Source organism: Devosia sp. 1635 (assembly GCF_013185955.1).
Taxonomy (GTDB): domain Bacteria; phylum Pseudomonadota; class Alphaproteobacteria; order Rhizobiales; family Devosiaceae; genus Devosia.
In genome coordinates, this window is the sequence record NZ_JABAOM010000003.1 from 373,152 (window position 1) to 391,319 (window position 18,168).

Consider the following 18,168-nt stretch of genomic DNA (forward strand, 5'->3'; position numbering starts at 1 on the left):
GTGGCACTCTATTTAGCAAGGAAGGTAAGGCCGAGCGTGCGCTCGACAATCGCCATGACCCCGACGGTCAGCACCATCAGCAGCACTGACACCGAAGCAACGGTAGGATCAAAGAACTGCTCCATATGGGCCAGCAACTGGATGGGGAGTGTGGAAATGCCCGGGCCGGTGAGGAAAATGGAGATGGACACGTCATTGATCGAGGTGATGAAGGCCAGGATAAAGGCCGCGATCACGCCCGAGCGCACATTGGGGAGCAGGATGGTGAAAAAGGTGCGCAGCGGGGGTGAGCCCAGGCTGATCGCCGCTTCCTCGACCGAAAAGTCGAACGAGGCGAGCGAAGCGCTGATCACCCGCACCACATAGGGCAGCACGAGCAGGCTGTGACCGAACACCAGCGTCAGGAAAATGGGGGTGTTGAACTGTACCGCTACATTCTTGAGGAGCGCGAACCCCAGCACCAGCTCAGGCACCAGCACCGGCAGCACGAACAGCGTGGCCAGCCACCCGGGCAGCTGGATGCGATAGCGATTAAGCGCATAGGCGGCGGGAATACCGATCAGCAGCGCGATGAAGGTCGAGAGGAACGCGATCTGCAGGCTGGTGATGATGGTACGCCGGAACGCAGCGATCTCGAAGATATTGGCGAACCAGCGCAGCGACAGCCCTTGGGGCGGGAAGGTCAGATAGGTCGTGTCGCTCAGCGCCGAGCCCACCACGATGATGAGCGGGCCGATGAGGAAGATGAACACGAGGACGGTAAAGCCAATGAGGGCCGGGTGCAGCTTTTGGGTCATCATACCGCCATCGGGTTGAGACGGCGGGCGACGCGCGTCATCACAAGAACAATGGCGATGGTGAACACCACCATGACGGCCGCGATGGTGGAAGCCGCGACCCAGTCAAAGGTGACCATGGCCTGCTGATACATCAGCGTGCCCATCATCATCACCTGCTCGCCGCCCAGCAATTGGGGCGTGGCATAGGAGGTGAAGCTGCCGGTGAACACCAGCACCGCGCCCACGATGAGGCCCGGCACCGCGAGCGGCAGAATGACCTGGGTGAAGGTCGCCCAGGGTTTGGCGCCCAGCGAGGAGGAGGCCTGGATCAGGTCCTCCGGGATAGATTCAAGCACGCCCACCAGGGTCAAAATCATCAAGGGAACAAAGAGATAGACCATCGCCACGATCACCGAGCCTTGCGTGTAAAGCATGGTCAGGGGCTCGCCGATGAGACCGGCGGAGACGAGGAAATTGTTGAGAATGCCGTTCTTGCCCAGAATGATGAGCCAGGCAAAGGAGCGCACGACGACGCCGGTCAGCAGCGGAAACACGGCGGCAATGATCAGGATCGACTTGAGCCAACCCGGCGCGCGGCTGATCACAAAGGCCGTTATGAAGCCAACTATGAGCGCGATCGCCGTAACTATGAACGAAACCTGAATGGTGCGGAACAGCACCGTTCGGCGAAAACCGCTGCCGAAAAATCCAAGATACGGCGCCAGCGGGCCGTTGGGCGTCATGAAGGTGGTGACGATGGTGGCGACCACCGGCAGCACCAGAAAGACGACCACGAGCAGCGTCGCGGGGGAGGCCAGGGTCCAACCTGAAAATCGCTTCATTCAACCTGGCCCTTTAGTCCAGCAAAGATTGCGGGGCGCGCTAAGGCGCCCCGCTTGGAGATTACATGCCGAAGATTTCGTTCCAGCGCTCGATCCAGCCGGACTTGGCAGCGTTCATCTTGGCATAGTCGATGCGCTGCAGGCCGGCGATGGTGTCGGCACCATAGGTCCAGAGTTCTGCCTGCTCGGGGGTCAGTTCCACCGCGGTGTTCACCGGAGCATCAACGCCCTCTTCAGCCAGAACCTGCTGGATTTCGGGCGACAGGATGAAGTTGATGAACTGGTAGGCCAGTTCCGGCTCGGCTGCGCCCTTGGGGATGTTGACGGTGTTGAGCGTGGCGATCGAGCCTTCCTCGAGCTCGGCCCATTCAACGGTCGGCACGGCAGCCTGAATCTGGCCAAGGGTGAAGTCCTGCGCAATGGCAGCACTGATCTCGCCGGTCGAGAAGAGGTTAATCATCTCCGAGCCGGTGTTGTAGTTCTTGACCACATTGGGCTTGAGTTCGGCGACGGCGGCAAAGGCGGCATCGGTGTCTTCATAGGCATCGACGCCGGCATGATCGCCTGCCTTGAGCACGACCATCGGTCCAGCCGTGGTGGTGATGCCGGGCAGCGAGAGCGAGGAAGCGAGGTCTTCGCTCCAAAGGTCATTCCAGGAGGTGACCGGCGTTGCGATCTTGGCGGTGTCGTAAACGATACCGACGCGGCCGATCGTATAGGCCGGACCATACCCACCCTGCGGGTCCTTGGCGATGTCATAGAGACCGGCAAGATTGGGGAGCTTGGCCGGATCGATCTGCTGGAACAGGCCCGCTTCAATCCCCTGCTGGCTGAAGCTGTCGGAGAAATAGGCGACGTCAACGCCACCGCCATTGCGGATCTGCAGCTTGTTGAGACGCTCGCCGTTATTGCCGGTCTCGAACACGATCTCGCAATCGCACATTTCGCGGAAGGGCGCGAGCACCAGCGTTTCGAGCTTTTCGCCATTGAAGCCCCACCAGGAGATGGTCAGGGTCTTGTCCTGCGCCATTGCGGGCGCAGCCATCAGGGTAGTGGCGGCAAGGGCAACCGCGAAGACGGAAGAAACTGTTTTCGACATGGATATTCCTTTGCACGCGGAGTGCCGTCCGCGAACGGATGGAGCGCAGGCCCGGCCGGCAGAAGCCTGTTTTTTGGGTCGCATATGCCGCAAGCCTTATCTTTGTGCAACTGTCATGGGAAGATGGCTTCTACTCGCCATCCCTCTTATTGACAGGCAAGCGCATTGTCAGCGCGGCAAACTGTATCTCGGAACTGATATGACCACCATAAGCGATCTGCTGATCAACCCTGAAGACGAAGTCGCGATCCGGCAGAACCTGGCCCTGGTCGCACTGGGCAAGCGCCCGGCCGATCGCGCCATTCGCGTGGGAAAGGTGCTCGATGTCTATGGCCGCAACTGGCACGAGGATCAGGAGATCGTGGTCTCGGGGCGCCGCATCGCCTGGGTGGGTCCGGCCGGCGCCTATCCGGGAACTGTCGCGGAACGGATCGATCGCTCGCATCTGGCGGCGGTGCCCGGCTTTGGCGAAGTGCACAAGCATATTGAATCGAGCCATCTAACGCCCGAATGGGAGGCGGCCCTGGTGCTGCCGCATGGCTGCACCTGGACCTGCGAAGCTAGCCATGAATTTTCCAATGTGAATGGCGCTCACAATCTCCAATTCTGGCTGACTGCACGGCTGGCCGGCTCGCCCATGAAGATTTTCCCCTTGCCGGGCTCGGCCGTTCCGCCCACCGCCTATGAATGGGGTGGCGGACATTTCGGCTATGCCGAACAGGCCCAGTTCCTGCGCAGCCAGTTGATGGTGGCGGGGCTCGACGAGGTGATGGACTGGCCGGCGGTCTGGAACCCCGAGAACCCTTCCTATGAGCGGCTTTGGGGCATGATCCGCGCGACCTTCGAGCAGCGCGGCGTCGTGGAAGGGCATGCGGCCGGGATGCGCGGCATCGACGACATCAACGCCTTTGCCGCCGCCGGCATGGCGTCGGACCATGAAGCCTGGACGGCCGAGGAGGTCAGCGACAAGCTGCGGCGCGGCCTTTTCATGGAATTGCGGCCCCATTCCCTCACCGAAATGATCACGGGCCTGCTTGAGCGCGGGCAGAGCGAATGGTCCAATGTCGCGCTGTGCACCGATGATCGCTCCTGTTCCGATACAATGAAGCTGGGGGCCACCGACCACAATGTCCGGCTGGCGATCGCCGCAGGGCTGCCGGTCGAGACCGCGATCCAACTGGTGACGATCAATCCGGCCCGGCATATGCGGCTAACGCCTTGGGTCGGCGCTATCGCGCCGGGACGCTTTGCCGATCTGGTTCTGCTCGATGACATTGAGAAGCTCGCCATTGACCAGGTCTGGGCTGACGGCACCCAGGTCTCGCAGGGGAAAAGCTATACCGGCGCCCTGCCCCAGATCACCTGGCCCGACTGGGCAACAAAGACGGTCCATATCGAGCGGGAAATGACGGCCGATGATTTCGCTATTCCCGCACCTGCGGATCGCGACACGGTTCAGGCTGCGCTGTTGCGGCCTTTCCACTGGGCCGATGACTTCATCACCACCCAACTCAAGGTAGAGAATGGGCTGGTGCAGCGCGACACTGCCCGCAACATCACCAAATTCGCCATTGTTGACCGGTTTTCGGGGGAGGGCAAAACCGCGGCCATGTTCTGGCTGGGCACCGGGCCGGCCACGCCCGATACGGCGCTGGCCTGTTCCATGGGGCACGACAAGCACAATATCTGGGTTGTGGGCTCGTCGGACGAGGCCATGGCGCTCGCGGTCAATACCCTGCGCCAAACGCAAGGGGGCTGGGCCCTGGTGCGTAGCGGGGAAGTGCTCGCCACCGTGCGCTATGAGGTCGGGGGCCTCATGACCTGCCGCCCGGCCGCCGAACTCGATGCCGAAATGGCCGAGCTTTACCGACAGGGCGAAACCATTGAGTGGATGTTCGAGCCGACCTTTTCGCCGCGCTGGTGGCCCGGCTTTCCCGAACGGCTGGCCTTTGCCACCCTCACCTGCGCGCCCTGGCGTTGGGTTCTGGTAGCCCCTTCGCCGCTCGCGCCGGAGGGGTTCGTCAATGTTGCCACCGGAGCCACCCACCCCATCGTCTGGTAGATGTGGCTGGGCTCGCCTAGTGCAACGGGCCCAGCACGCGTCGATATTCTGCCTCGGGGGCGCCATAGGCATCGGCGGCAAAGGCCTCCGGCGCTTCGCGATCACGAATGGTGATGAAGCCGCGCTTCGCACGAATGAAGTGGCTCCCTTCAAGGGAGTGGAGCGCCGTGGTGACACTGGGGCAGCGCACGGCCACATCAGCGCGAGAAAGTCGTGCGTGAGCGCCATCTCATCAGCCTCGGCCCGGTCGTGACACATCAACAGCCAGCGCGCCAACCGCTCGTGGACCGGGTGCACGGCGTTGGACAGGGCCGTATATCCGGTCTGGATCGACAGCGTGTGCACAGATAGCGAAAGCATCTGGTGCAGGGATGGCTGGCTCGGCACGCCCCCAGCAATGCTGTGCTATCGATGACGTGACCGGCGCCAGCCATTTGCATCACGATTAAATGAACCGGCTGACCGGACCCAAGGGGAATGGGTCCAACTTGGTACGCTTGCTAATACAAGTTGGTCCTATCGGGGCTGATGTGCTAAGACTGAGTTGATGACGCCTAGAGACGCAGCCGCCACAGGCGATGCTGCCCTGCTGCGTTCGCCATGAGCGGACGTCACTGCCCGATCCAGGCCGCTTTATACGCCAGAATTGCTGCACGAACCTGAGCGGACCGGCTCAGGCGAGACAATTAAACTGCAGTGCCCTGTAGCGCTTCCTGGCGCCATCAGCGGCACGGCAACAAGCGCAGACATGGCTTCGTAATTCTCGAGTTTGACTAACATAGTTCAATGAACAGGAGGTTGGCGATGTCGGATGGTGCGGAACTGATGATCGTTGAGGACGAACCCCTGATTGCCATGATGATCGAGGAAATGGCCGATGAAATCGGCTGGCCGGTCGGGAGATGCCTCCACTCCGAAGCGGATGCCTTTGTTTACCTCAACAGCCACAAGCCTGCCCTGGCGGTGCTGGACATCAATCTGGGCCTGACCACGAGCCTCGGCATCACGGCCGCCTGTCACGATCGCAACATCCCTGTTGTCTTCACCACCGGCTACACCCCCGCCGACGTGCCGACCCAATGTGGCAACGCCCCAGTGCTGGCCAAGCCGTTCTCGACCGAAGATCTGGCTCGAGCCATCAAGCAAGGATTGCAGCAACATGCTTATGCGTAACCATTCAGGCTCGGGCCTGCCCGCCATCGGCGATGCCTTGGCCGGCCATCTGGGATTGTTTGGCCCCCTAAGCCCCGCTGAGCGCACTGGCCTGCTGGCCCTGACGGGCTCCACCGTGCGGCTGTCGGCCAATGAAGAAATTACCCAGCTGGGGTCGCACGCGTCCAGCATCGTCGTGGTGCTCGATGGCGTGTTGCAGCGCTTCAACGACGATGCCCGCGGCAATCGCCAGATCTGCGGACTTTACCTGCGCGGCGATGCCCCGGGGCTGGAAACGCTGCAGATGCCGATCGCGGACCAGGGGCTTTCAGCACTGGTTCCCTCCATTGTCGGGCTCATTCCGCAGCGCAAGATGCTCGACCTGCTCGCGCAGTTTCCGTCCCTGCAGGGCCTGATGTGGCGCGAAACTTTGGTGCAGGCCTCGATGCTGCGCATCTGGCTTCTTCGCAACAGCATCAAGAATGCCGCCGGGCAGCTGGCGCATCTGTTTTGCGAATTGCTGATCCGCGCCAAGGCCGCCGGCATTGCCCAGGGCAATAGCTGCCCCCTGCCCCTTTCGCAGCGCCACCTTGCCGAAGTGACCGGGATGTCCGTGGTGCATGTCAACCGCACGCTGATGGTGCTGCGCGCCGACAACCTGATCGAATTTGCCAATGGCGTGCTGACGATCCATCGCTGGGACGAGCTGGCTGAAATCGGCGAATTCACCCCCGGCTATCTGCATCTGGGCGAGCAGGCTGCCGAGCTGGCCCCAGCGCGGCCCACCCCGGTGCTGCAAAGCCGGATTGAGGACAGTTTCGAGTTCATCCCCAGCCGCGCGCCGACGGCGTCCGAGGAGCCCGACGCCTTCCGGCGCAAGGCGGCTGATTTCAAGCAGATGCTCAAGACCTGGTCATTCGTGTCCTCGGGCATCATGCGCGGGGAAGCTGACGATCTATTTGAAAAGCTCACCCGGCTCGCCAATGATCTGCACGAGTTGGCGGGCGATGCCCCCGAGCGCAAGGCCACGGTGGAAACGCTGACGAGCCTGTTTCACCGCGTGCAGCTGGTGCCCGACCGCAGCAAAAGCCAGGCCTGAGGCCTGGCTTTGCGCCTTTAGCGGAAACGCGCAACACTGTAGGGCGTTGGATCCACAAAGGGGGTCTCCCCCGTCATCATTTCGCCCAGGAGCCGCCCCGTGGCGGGCCCGAGCGTCAGCCCATGATGGGCATGGCCGGTGGCCAGCCATAGCCCCTTGCGCCCTTCAGGCCCGATTATGGGCTTCATGTCGGGCGTGCAGGGCCGCGCCCCCATCCAAGGCTTGGCATCGAGCCGCTCGGCAATGGGGTAGCCCTCGCGCGCATAAGGCTCGGCGGCATCCACCTGCACAGGGTTGGGCGGCGCATCGAGCGCGGCAAATTCCGCCCCGGTGGTGAGCCGGATGCCCTGGCGCATCGGCACCATCAGGAAGCCCGCTTCATCAAACATCGGCATGGAGATGGTGGCATTGCCGCGCGGGCGGTAATGCATGTGGTAGCCGCGCTTGACCCCGAGCGGCAGGTGCCGCCCCAGTCTGCTCAGCAGCCCGCCCGACCATGGGCCCAGCGCCACCACCGCATCGCGCGCCTGGAGCGGGCCCTCGACTGTGTCGACGCTCCAGCCCGGCGCCGCTTCACGCAGGCTGAGCGCATCGCCATGCACGAACCTTCCGCCCAGCTGGATGAACAAGCGCAGATAAGCCTGCGTCAGCGCCAACGGATCGCGTACCGTCCAGGGCTGCGTCCAATGCACCGCGCCAACGAGTGGGGCAGTGACATGGGGTTCCTGGCTGCGCAGCGTTTGCTGGTCGAGCGCCTGGTGCTCCAGCCCATAGCGGCCATGCCCCTCGGCTTCCTCGAGGGCGGCGCGGAAACCCTTTTCGGTGCGGAACACCTCCATCCAGCCCGCCTTGCCGATCAGGTCCCCGGCGCCCGCTTCCTCGATCAACGGCGCATGCTCGGACACCGAATGGGCGATGAACTTGGAATAGTCCTCAACGATCTTCTGATAGGAGCCCGAGCGCGACGCCCACCAATAGCGCGCAAGGAACGGCGACAACTTGGGCAGGTCGCGCCAGCGAAAGCGCATGTCGACGCTCTGGTTGCGGCCATAATTGAGTACGGTCACCAGCGACTGGGGAAACAGATGCGGCGCCACCCCTTCGCGCTGGATCAGTCCGGCATTGCCATAGGAGGTTTCCTTTCCGGCCTCCCCCCGGTCCAGCAGCACCACGGAACGGCCGCGCTTGAGAAGGTGAATGGCGACACTGACCCCGACGATCCCGGCCCCGAGGACAACGCAATCTGCTTTCATGGAGAATTCCGACTCAACTCAATAATGTTGGCGATCCGCTGTCTAGACGCCGCTGGGGCGCATGCGGAAGTCGTTGCCCTCGGGCAGCAACTGACCACCATCTACGACAATGGTGGTGCCAGTGATATAACTGGCCTCGTCGGAAGCCAGAAACAAAAACGCGTTAGCAACATCGCGGGCACTGCCCAGCCGCCCCAGGGGAATGGCGCTTTCCATATCGGCGATGAAAGCCGGGCCGCGATGCTCCTGCATCGCTTCGGTCAGGATATTGCCGGGCTCGACGCCATTGACGGTGATGCCATAGGCGGAAAACTCCAGCGCCGCCGAGCGGATAAAGCCGTTGATGCCGGCCTTGGTCGCGGCGTAGTGGCCGTGGCCCGGGCTGGTGACATGCGGGCCGGTGATCGAGGAGGTAAAAAGGATCCGCCCCGAGCCTTGCGCCCGCATCGGCGCTAATGCCGCTTTGGCGGCATTGAACGAGCCGCGCAGATTGACCGCCATGACGCGATCCCAATCGGCTTCCGAAGTGTCCTCGATCAGCTGCCAGGGATAAACGCCGGCATTTTGCACGATGATATCGAGCCGCCCATAGGCGGATAGTGCCATAGCCACGGCCGCTTCCGCATCGGCCAGCCGCGAAATGTCGGTGGCGATGAACTGCGCACCCAACTCCTCGGCCGAGGCGCGACCGGCCTCGGCTTCCCAATCGGCCAGAACGAGGTTGGCGCCTTCCTCGGCAAAGCGCAGCGCAATGCCTTTGCCAATGCCACGGGCAGCCCCGATGATCAGGGCCGTCTTGCCCGCCAGCCTGTCGCTCATGCCAATTGCTTTCTGATGGTTTGTTTGAGGGTATCGAGCAGCACCGCCGCCAAGACCAGAAGGCCATGGATGACCTGGGTGTAATGAGCCGGCAGGCCCATGAGGTTGATTGCAGTGTTGATCGACGAGAGCAGCAGCACGCCGGCATAAACGCCGGGCAGCGAGCCTACGCCGCCCTTGAGGCTGACGCCCCCGATCACCACCGCGGCAAAGGCATTGAACAACATGCCGGCGCCCAGATTGGCGGTAGCCCCCGAGGTGCGAATGGCGAGGAGCCAACCGGCCAGGGCGGCAATAGCCCCTGAAAGGACAAAGGCTGCCATCAGCACCTTGTTGACCTTGATGCCCGCGCGAAACGCGGCGCCTTCATTGCCCCCGATCATCAGCAGGTGCCGGCCGAACCGGGTTTTCGCCAGGATGAAGGAGAAGGCCACAAAGCAGAAAATGGCGATGTAAGCGGTGAGGGGAATGCCAAGGACGCGCTGAATACCGAGCCAACGCAATTCGGGTGCCAGGTTCTGCGCCGAGCGGCCGCCCGACAAGGCCACAACCAGCCCCCGCACCCAGATAAAACTCGCCAGGGTGACGATGAAAGCATTCATCTTGACCTTGACCACGAGAAAGCCGTTGAGCACGCCGATAGCGGCGCCCACCAGCAGGCCGGCGCCAAGCGAGACTGGCACAACCAGCCAGCCCGGTGTCAAAGTTATGCCAAGGCCGATGCCAGACGAAGCAAAGAGTATCCCCGTGACCATGGCGCTGAGCGCGGCGACCGATTCCACCGATAAGTCCATGTGGCCGGCGATGATCACCAGCGCCAGGCCAATGGACATGACACCCAGAACGCTGGATTGCTCGATGATGTTGGCGAAGATGCCGGGCTGGAAATAGTTCGGGATAACAGCCGAAAAGATTGCCAGCACCGCGAGCAGCATGAACCACACAAGGTTATCGAGCACGAACTCGAGCGCTTGGCGTTGGCGAGGCGGCATGGATGAGCTTCCGGGAGGGCTATGGACAAAGGCTCCCTCCCGATGGGGGAGGGAGCAGAGGGTTCAATGGTTATTCAACCGGCGTGATCGGCTGTGCTGGCGGCTGCCCGTTGCCCCAGAAAGCGGGGTCATCCACATTTTCGGCGGTGACCGCGGCACCCGGAATCTTGATCGTGGGGCCCCAGTCTTCGACCGTCACCGCTGAAGTCAGCCCGAGCACATCATATTCGCCGGGCTCGATGGGCTCCTTGGCAACGATCTTGTCCATGAACATCGCCACCGCCGCAGCCTGCGCATAAAGCGGCTGCTCGACTTCCACCTGCATCCAGCCATCGCGGATCAGCTGCAGCGCAACCGGGGCACCATTGGAGCTCATCACCAGGACATCGCCAGGCTGCTTGCCGGCCGACTCCAGCGCCGCCACGGCCGCGACGGATAGATGCGCTGCGTGGCTGAAGACGATGTCGATGTCGGGATTGGCCAGCAGCTGGTCCGACACAATGGTGCCGGCATTGCTCGCTTCCCACATCATGGCGGGTTGGCTGATGATGGTGACCTCGGGAAAGGCTGCCATCTTCTCTTCAAAACCCTTCTGAATATCGAGGGTATAGGGGTCACCGGGGTCGCCCAGCACCTGCAGCACCTTGCCTTTGACCCCGCCGTTCTTTTCGGTCAGCAGCCGCTCGACCTCTTGGGCGGCGACATAGCCAATCTCGATCGTGCCGGCGACCGAGGTGAAGTCCGAAACGGTAGAGGAAATCTGCCGATCAAACTGGATGACGGGAATGCCTGCCGCCCGCGCCGCATCAACGGAAGGCGCCAGGGCATTGAAGTCCACTGCTGCCAGGATAATAGCCGTAGGGGCCAGGGTGATGACGTCGTTCATCTGCGATTGCTGCAAGTCGGTCTTGTTGTCGGCATTGAGCGTCGTCATGTCGTAGCCGACCTGCTCGAGGAACATTTCGAGCGCACTGACCGAGCCGGTCTGGAATTCATCCAAGAGGGTCGGGACCATGTAGTAGACCGTGCCCTTGTCCTGGGCATAGGCCGGGCTCAACAAGGCCGCGCCACTCGCCGCAATGAGCAGGGTCGATTTCAGCAGTTTGTTCAAAACATCGCTCCTCAAACCGGATCGCTACTGCCCTGCGCCAGGGCCGGTCCGGATCCGGTCAAGGTTTCGCCCGTGATCATGCCGATCACTGCGTCCGCATTGGTTTGAGTGCGCGCCACATCGCCGGCCACCACGCCCTGGCGGATCACCACGATGCGGTCGGCAACCTGAAAAGCCTGCTGCATGATATGGGTGATGATGACGACGCCGATGCCCTGCGCAGCGACCTGGCGGATCATCTGCAGGCCCCGCCGGGTTTGCTCGACGCCGAGCGCCGCGAAGGGCTCATCCAGCAAGACCAGCTTGCCACCCCAATGCACGAACCGATTGAGCTCGATCGCCTGGCGCTGCCCGCCCGACAGGTGCTCGACCTTGGTGCGCAAGGAGGGAATGCGCGTGCCCGCATCGGCGAGGGCCTTGGCCGTTTGCCGCTCCATGGTGGCTTCATCGAGCACGCGAACGCCGAGCACCTTGCGCGTCAGCTCCCGCCCCATGAAAAAATTGCCGACCACATCGATATTGGTGCAGAGCGACAGGTCCTGGTAGACCGTCTCGATCCCGGCGGTTTTGGCTTCGGAGGGTGAACGGGGGCGGAAGTCGCGGCCCTCGAACCGCATGCTGCCCGAACTGGCCTCCAGCCCGCCCGAGATGATCTTAACGAGGGTCGACTTGCCGGCGCCGTTGTCGCCCAGAAGGGCGATGACCTCGCCCTTGGCAATGGAAAAGGACACTCCTCGCAGCGCCTCCACGGCGCCAAAACTCTTGGTGATACCATCGAGCTCGAGGAGAGGCTGGTTCACGCGGCCACTCCGCAAGCCGCGACGAATAGGCAGTTCAACCTGCCAACCACACCATCTGCCGCGCCAACTCCCATTCCGCCGTGCTCCCTCAATAGGCAGCAGACTGGCAGCGCCTAAATTTCAAGTCAATCGGCAATCAATGGCTCTTGCTGCCCTCGTCCGGTCCCTTTCCTGAACCGCTCGCCACCGCAAGGTGGCCGTTGGCAGCATCCTGCATGAGGTGCAAGGCTAGAAGGCTGAGCTTTTCGGCGTCCTCGGCGCCAAAACTGCTGCGCGCTTCCTGGTCCAAGAGCGACAACGCGCCGACGATTTCCCCATCGCCGCCGACCAGCGGCACCGAAACACAAAACCCGATGCCGTTCTCGAGCAGGGCGGGATCGGCGGAGAAACGCGCATCCGAACGCACATCGGTCACCACCACGACTTCGCCCGTGCTCATCGCGAGAGCGGCCACCGTGCTGGCGCCATGCGGCGTCGCGGGCGTGGATGAACCATTGCTGCCGCCGGCCTCGTCCTGGCGCAAGTCCACGACCGCAACAGGCACTTCCATGGTCACCGCAATTTCCCGCAGGCGTTCGGCCACGGGGCCCTCAGGACGAGCGAGTTGCCGGATCCAGGCCATGTCGGCGGCCGCGCCAAGCGGGTCGGTTGCTTCGAGAGCCGGTGTCCCCCCTTCGGGCTCAGCCATCTCGACGCGCACGGCAGTGGCTGCTTCCTCGATATTGCGCGCCACCATGTCCACGTTCAGCTCACCCGCTTCGGCCGTCGCCATGTCGTCATTGAACACGCAGGCGATTACGACAAGGCCGGGCTGGCGACGGTGTAGACGGCGCGCCACATAGCGCAGATAGCTGCGCATGCTCTCGCCGAGATAACACAGGCACACCACCCGCACGCCTTCGAGATCGAGTTGGCCGATGCTTTCCTGGCGGACGGCTAGGGGCGGCATGACGCTGATGGCATATTCGGTTTCCAGCAGCCTCCCGAGCAACAGTGCGGCCGAGCCGTCGAGCTCGGTGCGCCCGCCGATGCAAAGCACCTGAGGCTTTTCCGCCTCCACCGCATGGCGGCCCAGATCATCGTCGAGGTCGTCCACCACGCCCGAAAGGCTTTCCACCACCCGGCGGCGATGGGCGACATCATTGGCGTTGGTGTCGAGGTCTGCTTCCGCCAGGCGCAGCGCGGGCATGGCGATCTCCTGGTAAAAGCGCTGCAGATCATGCTCGCCGACATATTCTTCGGCCAGCTCAATGGCCTCCACGGTGTTGCCCGCCACCAGCCGCTGGTAGAACCGCTCCGTCGGTTCCAGCACCGGCTCGCTGCCGAGGAGCGTCTCGAAAAACTGCAATTGGGGCACATAGCGGCCGAGCACGACAAGGCACACGGTTATAGGCGTCGACAGGATCAGGCCGATCGGTCCCCATAGTGTGGCCCAGAACATAGCCGCCACCAACACCGCGAGCGGTGACAGCCCGGTGCTCGAGCCATAAAGCCTCGGCTCGATGGCATTGGTGGTGACGAGCTCGAGCGTCGCGAACAGCGCCACGGAATAGAGCAGCATCGACCAGCCCGGATCCACCGCAAAGGCGAGGGTAAAGGGAATGGATGAGGCGATCAGCGTACCGACAAAGGGGATGTAGCGGAAAATGGCCGCGAGCAAGCCCCAAAGCACCGCATTGGGCACCCCGATCAGGCTGAGGCCCGTCCCGTACACCACCCCATAGGAAAGGTTGACGCAGAACTGCACCAGCAGATAGCGCCCGACGCGGGCGGCCGCTTCGTTCATTACCTTGGTGCTGGTGCGCAGATCGCCCCGGCTGACGAGTTTGAGGAAGCGGTCGCGCAGGTCTTCGCGCTCGAGCAGAAGGAAAATCAGGAACACTGCAACGATAGCGGCGGTGGTCAGCGGCCCCAGCACGGAACTGAGCACCGATTGCACCATGGCGAGTGGGCCAGCGGCATCATTGGTGATCACGACGGGCATGGGCCGCGTGGTTTCGGCGCCATCCGCTGCTTCAAGCTGCCCCTGCAGCTGGCCGATCGCATCGCCAAAACTGCTGAGGAACCCCGTGCCGCCCTCCCCGCCCAGGGTTTGCTGCAGCGCGGTAAATTTCTCGACTACCGTGGTCTGGTAGCGCGGCAGGTCGCCCGCGAGCTTGATCAGCTGGGTGGCGACAATATAGCCGATGGTCGACAGCACCGCGCCTGCCAGCAGCACGGCCAGCAGCACTGCCACGATATGGGGCAGATGCAGCCGCCGCAGCCGATGCACCACCGGCGCCAGCGCGAAAGCCAGCAGCACCGCCAGGACCAACGGCACGAAAATGCCCGCCCCCAGATAAAGCACCACAATGGTCATTCCGATAAAGGCGGCGGTGACCAAGGTGTTGGTTGGCGGGGCGCCCTTGTAGTTGACCGCTCCGACCAGGGGAGGAGTGTCGTGCGGATCGCTCATGGGTGAATACCTGAAAGGCCGCGAGATTGCTGCGCCAAGGCAACGGCCACGGCCCCTCCCGGTTCCGTTACTGCGCGCCCTCGGCGCACAATGACGCAAGGGGTGCCCTCAGGCACCCCGGCAAGGTTAGCGCAGCAGCAGCAGCGAGCGCGAGGTCATCCTTACGGGCTCGCCCGCTGTAAGCTTGCGGACTTCCTCGCCAGTGACGGCAGCAGTGTTGATGTCGACCAGCCATTCATGGCCACCTTCCCGCTCGGGCACGACGAAATCCACGTCGCCGTCATGGGGATTGAACAGCACCAGCACCTCCCACCAGGTGTCGGGCTGGCCCTTGAGATCCTCGCGCGCCAGATGCAGGCCGATCGTGGTGGCGCCAGCGTCTTCCCAATGCTCGTCCTGTTGTTCCCCGCCCCCGGGATTGAACCAGGTAACGGTCATGCCGTCGCGCCAATTGGCGCGCCGCAGCAGCGGCTGTGATTGCCGGAGCGCAATCACCTGGCGCACAAACTCGGTCAATTCCGCGGTGGCGGCAGGCCGTTCGTCCCAGTTCACCCAGGAGATCTCGCTGTCCTGGCAATAACCGTTGTTGTTGCCCAGCTGCGAGCGGCTGAACTCGTCGCCCGCCAGGATCAGCGGCGTGCCATGCGAAAGCAGGAGCGTCGCCAGCATGTTGCGCTTTTGCCGTTCGCGCACTTCATTGATGCCGGCATCGTCGGTTGGGCCTTCCGCGCCGTAGTTATAGGAGCGGTTATCATTGTGCCCATCATTGTTGTCTTCGCCATTCGCCTCATTGTGCTTCTCGTTGTAGGAAACGAGGTCATTGAGGGTAAAGCCGTCATGGGCGGTAATGAAATTGACGCTGGACCACGGGCGGCGGCCGCGTAGATCATAAACATCGCCCGATCCGGTAAAGCGGGCCGCAAAATCGCGGACGGTGTTGTCCTCGTCGCGCCAGTAATCGCGCACGGTATCGCGATATTTGTCGTTCCATTCCGACCAGCCGGGCGGAAAGCCACCGACCTGATAACCCCCCGGGCCGATATCCCAGGGCTCACCCACAAGCTTGACCTTGCTCAGCACCGGGTCCTGCCCGACTGCTTCGAAAAAGCCGCTTCGCTCGTCAAAGCCATAGGGCTCGCGCCCCAGAATGGTGCCCAGATCGAAGCGGAAGCCGTCGATATGCATCTGCTCTACCCAGTAGCGCAGGCTGTCGGTCACCATCTGCAGCACGCGCGGATGGCTGGTGTTGACCGTGTTGCCGGTGCCGGTGTCGTTGATGTAGTAGCGCGGCTCGCCCGGCATGGTGCGGTAATAGGCGAAGTTGTCGATGCCCTTGAACGAGAGGGTCGGGCCCATTTCGTTGCCTTCGGCGGTGTGGTTGTACACGACGTCGAGGATCACCTCGATGCCGCCATCATGGAAGGCGCGCACCATGTCGCGGAACCCGTCGAGCCCGCGCGGGCCGAAATAGCGGTTGGCCGGCGCGAAAAAGCCCAGCGTATTATAGCCCCAGAAATTCTTGAGCCCGCGATTGAGCAGGAAATCGTCATCGGGGAAGAAGTGCGTCGGCAGCAGTTCAACCGAAGTCAGGCCCATGCTCTTGATATAGTCGACCACCGCCTTGTGGCCCATTCCTTCGAAAGTGCCGCGCAGGTTTTCGGGAATGGCGGAATTGAGTTGGGTGAAGCCCTTCACATGGGTTTCGTAAAAGATGGTCTGGTCCCACGCGATGTTGGGCTTGCGATCGCCGCTCCAGTCATAACCACGGGGATCGATCACCCGCGCCTTGGGCATGCCTGCGGCGTTGTCGCGCTCGTCAAAGGACAGATCCTTTTCTTCGCTATCGGTGATGTAGCCGAAATGGGCGGGCGACCACTGCACATCACCCACCAATTCACGAGCGTAGGGATCCACCAGCAGCTTGTTGGGGTTGAACCGATGGCCGTTCATGGGGTCATAGGGACCATGGACGCGATAGCCATAAAGGGTGCCGGGTCCTACACCGGGCAGATAGCCGTGCCAGATTTCGTTGGTATATTCGGGAAGGGTGATGCGCTCTTCCGCCCCACTTGCCGGATCGAACAGGCACAGCTCCACCCGATCGGCATGAGCGCTGAACAGGGCAAAATTGGTCCCGTCCCCGTCCCAGTGAGCGCCCAGCGTGGTGAAATCACCGGGCAGGACCTGGCGGGAAGACGAGCTTGTAATCGACATGGAGCGGGAACCCTTGATTGACGCCGCTCAACGTCGCGAGGCCCTTCGAAGTTGCCTCAAATCCGTGTCGTTAATGCGCCAAATTGGCGGCGACGGCGGGCGGCGGTAACCTCGTCTTCACTATGCGGGCCCTACAAGGAAGGCGCACGGTATGTACCGGGTACGTGCAAACAGCGTCAGTGAGGCGCCTGTCCATTTGGTTGGGCAGGCGCCCTACGCTGAACCGAAAATGAACCAGGCGATATGGTTTGGTTCAGAGCCCAGCGGTTAGAACCGAGCATGCTTTTGAGGGCATGATCATTTTCAAACCCTGAGGTTCTCCCATGAAACTCCCCGCTTTTTCTCCCCTCCTGCGTGCTGGGGCCGTGGCACTGGCACTGGGTGTCACCGCGGTTTCGGCCATGCCGGCCCAGGCCCAGTCAAATAGCCCCAGCCTGTCGTTCAGCTTCCAGAACGGCAATGGTTATGGCTTTTCGGTTGGCGAACGCCACCGCCCGCAGCGCCATTGCATGAGCGATCGTGAGGTGCGGCGCTTGGTCGAGCGCGCCGGCTATCGCCATGTGCGCATCTATGCTTCGGGCGACCGTTATGTTCGCGTCCGGGGTGACGAAGGTCGCCGCTCCTATATTGTGACTGTAGACGCCTGCCGCGGCCGCATCATCGATCGCGACCGGGTTCGCCGCTGATCCAGGGGGCCCGGCCTTGCGCCGGGCCCTTCCCTGACCGCAATCAGCCTGCAATGGCCACTTCAAGCGCCAACTCCACCATCTCGCGAAGGGAGCTTTGCCGCTCTTCGGCGCTGAGCTCCTCCTTGGTGATGATGCAATCGGTCATGGTGCAGATGGCGAGCGCCCTCGCCCCGAACCGGGCGGCGAGCGTATAAAGCGCGGCCGCCTCCATCTCGACGCCCAGAACGCCATGTTCGGGCAAGGCGTCGTAACCGGCCATCCCATCGGCATGATAGAAGATATCGGCCGACAGCATATTGCCAGCGTGAAAGCGCAGCTTGAGCTCTTCGGCGCGCTCGGCGGCACGGCGCAGCAGCCCAAAATCGGCGATCGGGGCAAAACTATAGGGGCCGAACCGCCCCTTGACGATGGAGCTGTCGGTGCAGGCCCCTTGCGCCAGGATTACGTCGCGTACCTTGACCTTGGTGTTGAGGCCGCCACAGGTGCCCACCCGGATCAGCGTCTTGCAGCCATAGACATTGATGAGCTCATGCACATAGATCGCGAGCGAAGGCTGCCCCATTCCGCTCGCCTGCACCGAAACCCGCCGGCCGTGATAGGTGCCGGTATAGCCCAGACAATTGCGCACGCTGTTGACCTGCCGCGCATCGGCGAGGAACGTTTCGGCAATCCATTTAGCCCGCAGCGGATCGCCCGGCAGCAGCACGGCATCGGCGTAATCGCCCGGCTTGGCATGATTATGCGGCGTCATCGGTTGCGTCCCTGGCTGGTTTCGGAGACAAAACCCTGCCATCGGCCGCCC

16 protein-coding genes are annotated in these 18,168 nt (G+C 62.5%); 4 read left to right on the forward strand and 12 right to left on the reverse strand.

What is annotated here, in order from left to right; genetic code table 11:
* Nucleotides 1-8 precede the first annotated feature (8 nt).
* The 3 genes from HRU92_RS14065 to HRU92_RS14075 all read right to left on the reverse strand — a co-directional run bounded on the left by HRU92_RS14065 (nt 9) and on the right by HRU92_RS14075 (nt 2,720).
* On the reverse strand, nt 9-800 hold the full coding sequence (locus HRU92_RS14065; protein ID WP_127754924.1) for an ABC transporter permease: 792 nt from the start codon (nt 798-800) through the stop codon (nt 9-11).
* Entirely contained in the window at nt 797-1,621 is an 825-nt protein-coding gene (locus HRU92_RS14070) for an ABC transporter permease (RefSeq protein WP_172121663.1), read from the reverse strand. The genes HRU92_RS14065 and HRU92_RS14070 overlap by 4 nt, the downstream gene beginning before the upstream one ends.
* A gap of 61 nt (nt 1,622-1,682) precedes the next feature.
* Nucleotides 1,683-2,720 (reverse strand): ABC transporter substrate-binding protein, encoded by a 1,038-nt coding sequence (locus tag HRU92_RS14075; RefSeq protein ID WP_172121664.1) that lies wholly within the window; start codon nt 2,718-2,720, stop codon nt 1,683-1,685.
* A gap of 199 nt (nt 2,721-2,919) precedes the next feature.
* On the opposite strand from HRU92_RS14075, the gene HRU92_RS14080 reads away from it, so the two are divergent.
* On the forward strand, nt 2,920-4,782 hold the full coding sequence (locus tag HRU92_RS14080; RefSeq protein WP_172121665.1) for an adenine deaminase C-terminal domain-containing protein: 1,863 nt from the start codon (nt 2,920-2,922) through the stop codon (nt 4,780-4,782).
* A 16-nt stretch (nt 4,783-4,798) separates the two neighbouring features.
* Here the strand turns inward: HRU92_RS14080 and HRU92_RS14085 are convergent, their stop codons facing one another.
* Nucleotides 4,799-4,972: a hypothetical protein gene (locus HRU92_RS14085; RefSeq protein ID WP_172121666.1), complete on the reverse strand. Its 174-nt coding sequence runs from the start codon at nt 4,970-4,972 to the stop codon at nt 4,799-4,801.
* A 614-nt stretch (nt 4,973-5,586) separates the two neighbouring features.
* Between HRU92_RS14085 and HRU92_RS14090 the strand changes: the two genes are divergently transcribed.
* Complete coding sequence (locus tag HRU92_RS14090; protein WP_172121667.1) at nt 5,587-5,955, forward strand: response regulator; 369 nt, start codon at nt 5,587-5,589, stop codon at nt 5,953-5,955.
* Nucleotides 5,942-7,033: a Crp/Fnr family transcriptional regulator gene (locus HRU92_RS14095; protein WP_173088376.1), complete on the forward strand. Its 1,092-nt coding sequence runs from the start codon at nt 5,942-5,944 to the stop codon at nt 7,031-7,033. The genes HRU92_RS14090 and HRU92_RS14095 overlap by 14 nt, the downstream gene beginning before the upstream one ends.
* Before the next feature lie 17 nt (nt 7,034-7,050).
* Here the strand turns inward: HRU92_RS14095 and HRU92_RS14100 are convergent, their stop codons facing one another.
* The 7 genes from HRU92_RS14100 to glgX form a co-directional block, all read right to left on the reverse strand.
* Nucleotides 7,051-8,286, reverse strand: a complete 1,236-nt coding sequence (locus HRU92_RS14100; RefSeq protein ID WP_172121669.1) for an FAD-dependent oxidoreductase — start codon at nt 8,284-8,286, stop codon at nt 7,051-7,053.
* 42 nt (nt 8,287-8,328) lie between these two features.
* On the reverse strand, nt 8,329-9,105 hold the full coding sequence (locus HRU92_RS14105; protein ID WP_127754932.1) for an SDR family oxidoreductase: 777 nt from the start codon (nt 9,103-9,105) through the stop codon (nt 8,329-8,331).
* On the reverse strand, nt 9,102-10,097 hold the full coding sequence (locus HRU92_RS14110) for an ABC transporter permease (protein WP_127754933.1): 996 nt from the start codon (nt 10,095-10,097) through the stop codon (nt 9,102-9,104). Before HRU92_RS14110 ends, HRU92_RS14105 begins: the two co-directional genes overlap by 4 nt.
* Before the next feature lie 70 nt (nt 10,098-10,167).
* Nucleotides 10,168-11,208, reverse strand: coding sequence for a sugar ABC transporter substrate-binding protein (locus tag HRU92_RS14115; protein WP_248307147.1), 1,041 nt, complete (start codon nt 11,206-11,208; stop codon nt 10,168-10,170).
* An 11-nt stretch (nt 11,209-11,219) separates the two neighbouring features.
* The gene (locus HRU92_RS14120) at nt 11,220-12,008 is read right to left on the reverse strand and encodes an ATP-binding cassette domain-containing protein (protein WP_173088378.1); all 789 of its coding nucleotides are present in this window, start codon (nt 12,006-12,008) and stop codon (nt 11,220-11,222) included.
* A gap of 136 nt (nt 12,009-12,144) precedes the next feature.
* On the reverse strand, nt 12,145-14,463 hold the full coding sequence (locus HRU92_RS14125; protein WP_173088380.1) for an AI-2E family transporter: 2,319 nt from the start codon (nt 14,461-14,463) through the stop codon (nt 12,145-12,147).
* A 126-nt stretch (nt 14,464-14,589) separates the two neighbouring features.
* The gene (gene glgX / locus HRU92_RS14130) at nt 14,590-16,677 is read right to left on the reverse strand and encodes a glycogen debranching protein GlgX (protein WP_173088382.1); all 2,088 of its coding nucleotides are present in this window, start codon (nt 16,675-16,677) and stop codon (nt 14,590-14,592) included.
* A 323-nt stretch (nt 16,678-17,000) separates the two neighbouring features.
* Between glgX and HRU92_RS14135 the strand changes: the two genes are divergently transcribed.
* Nucleotides 17,001-17,363: a hypothetical protein gene (locus tag HRU92_RS14135; protein WP_172121673.1), complete on the forward strand. Its 363-nt coding sequence runs from the start codon at nt 17,001-17,003 to the stop codon at nt 17,361-17,363.
* Nucleotides 17,364-17,406: 43 nt separating this feature from the next.
* Here HRU92_RS14135 and deoD read toward each other — a convergent pair whose 3' ends face one another.
* On the reverse strand, nt 17,407-18,117 hold the full coding sequence (deoD, locus tag HRU92_RS14140) for a purine-nucleoside phosphorylase (protein WP_172121674.1): 711 nt from the start codon (nt 18,115-18,117) through the stop codon (nt 17,407-17,409).
* Nucleotides 18,118-18,168: the final 51 nt, after the last annotated feature.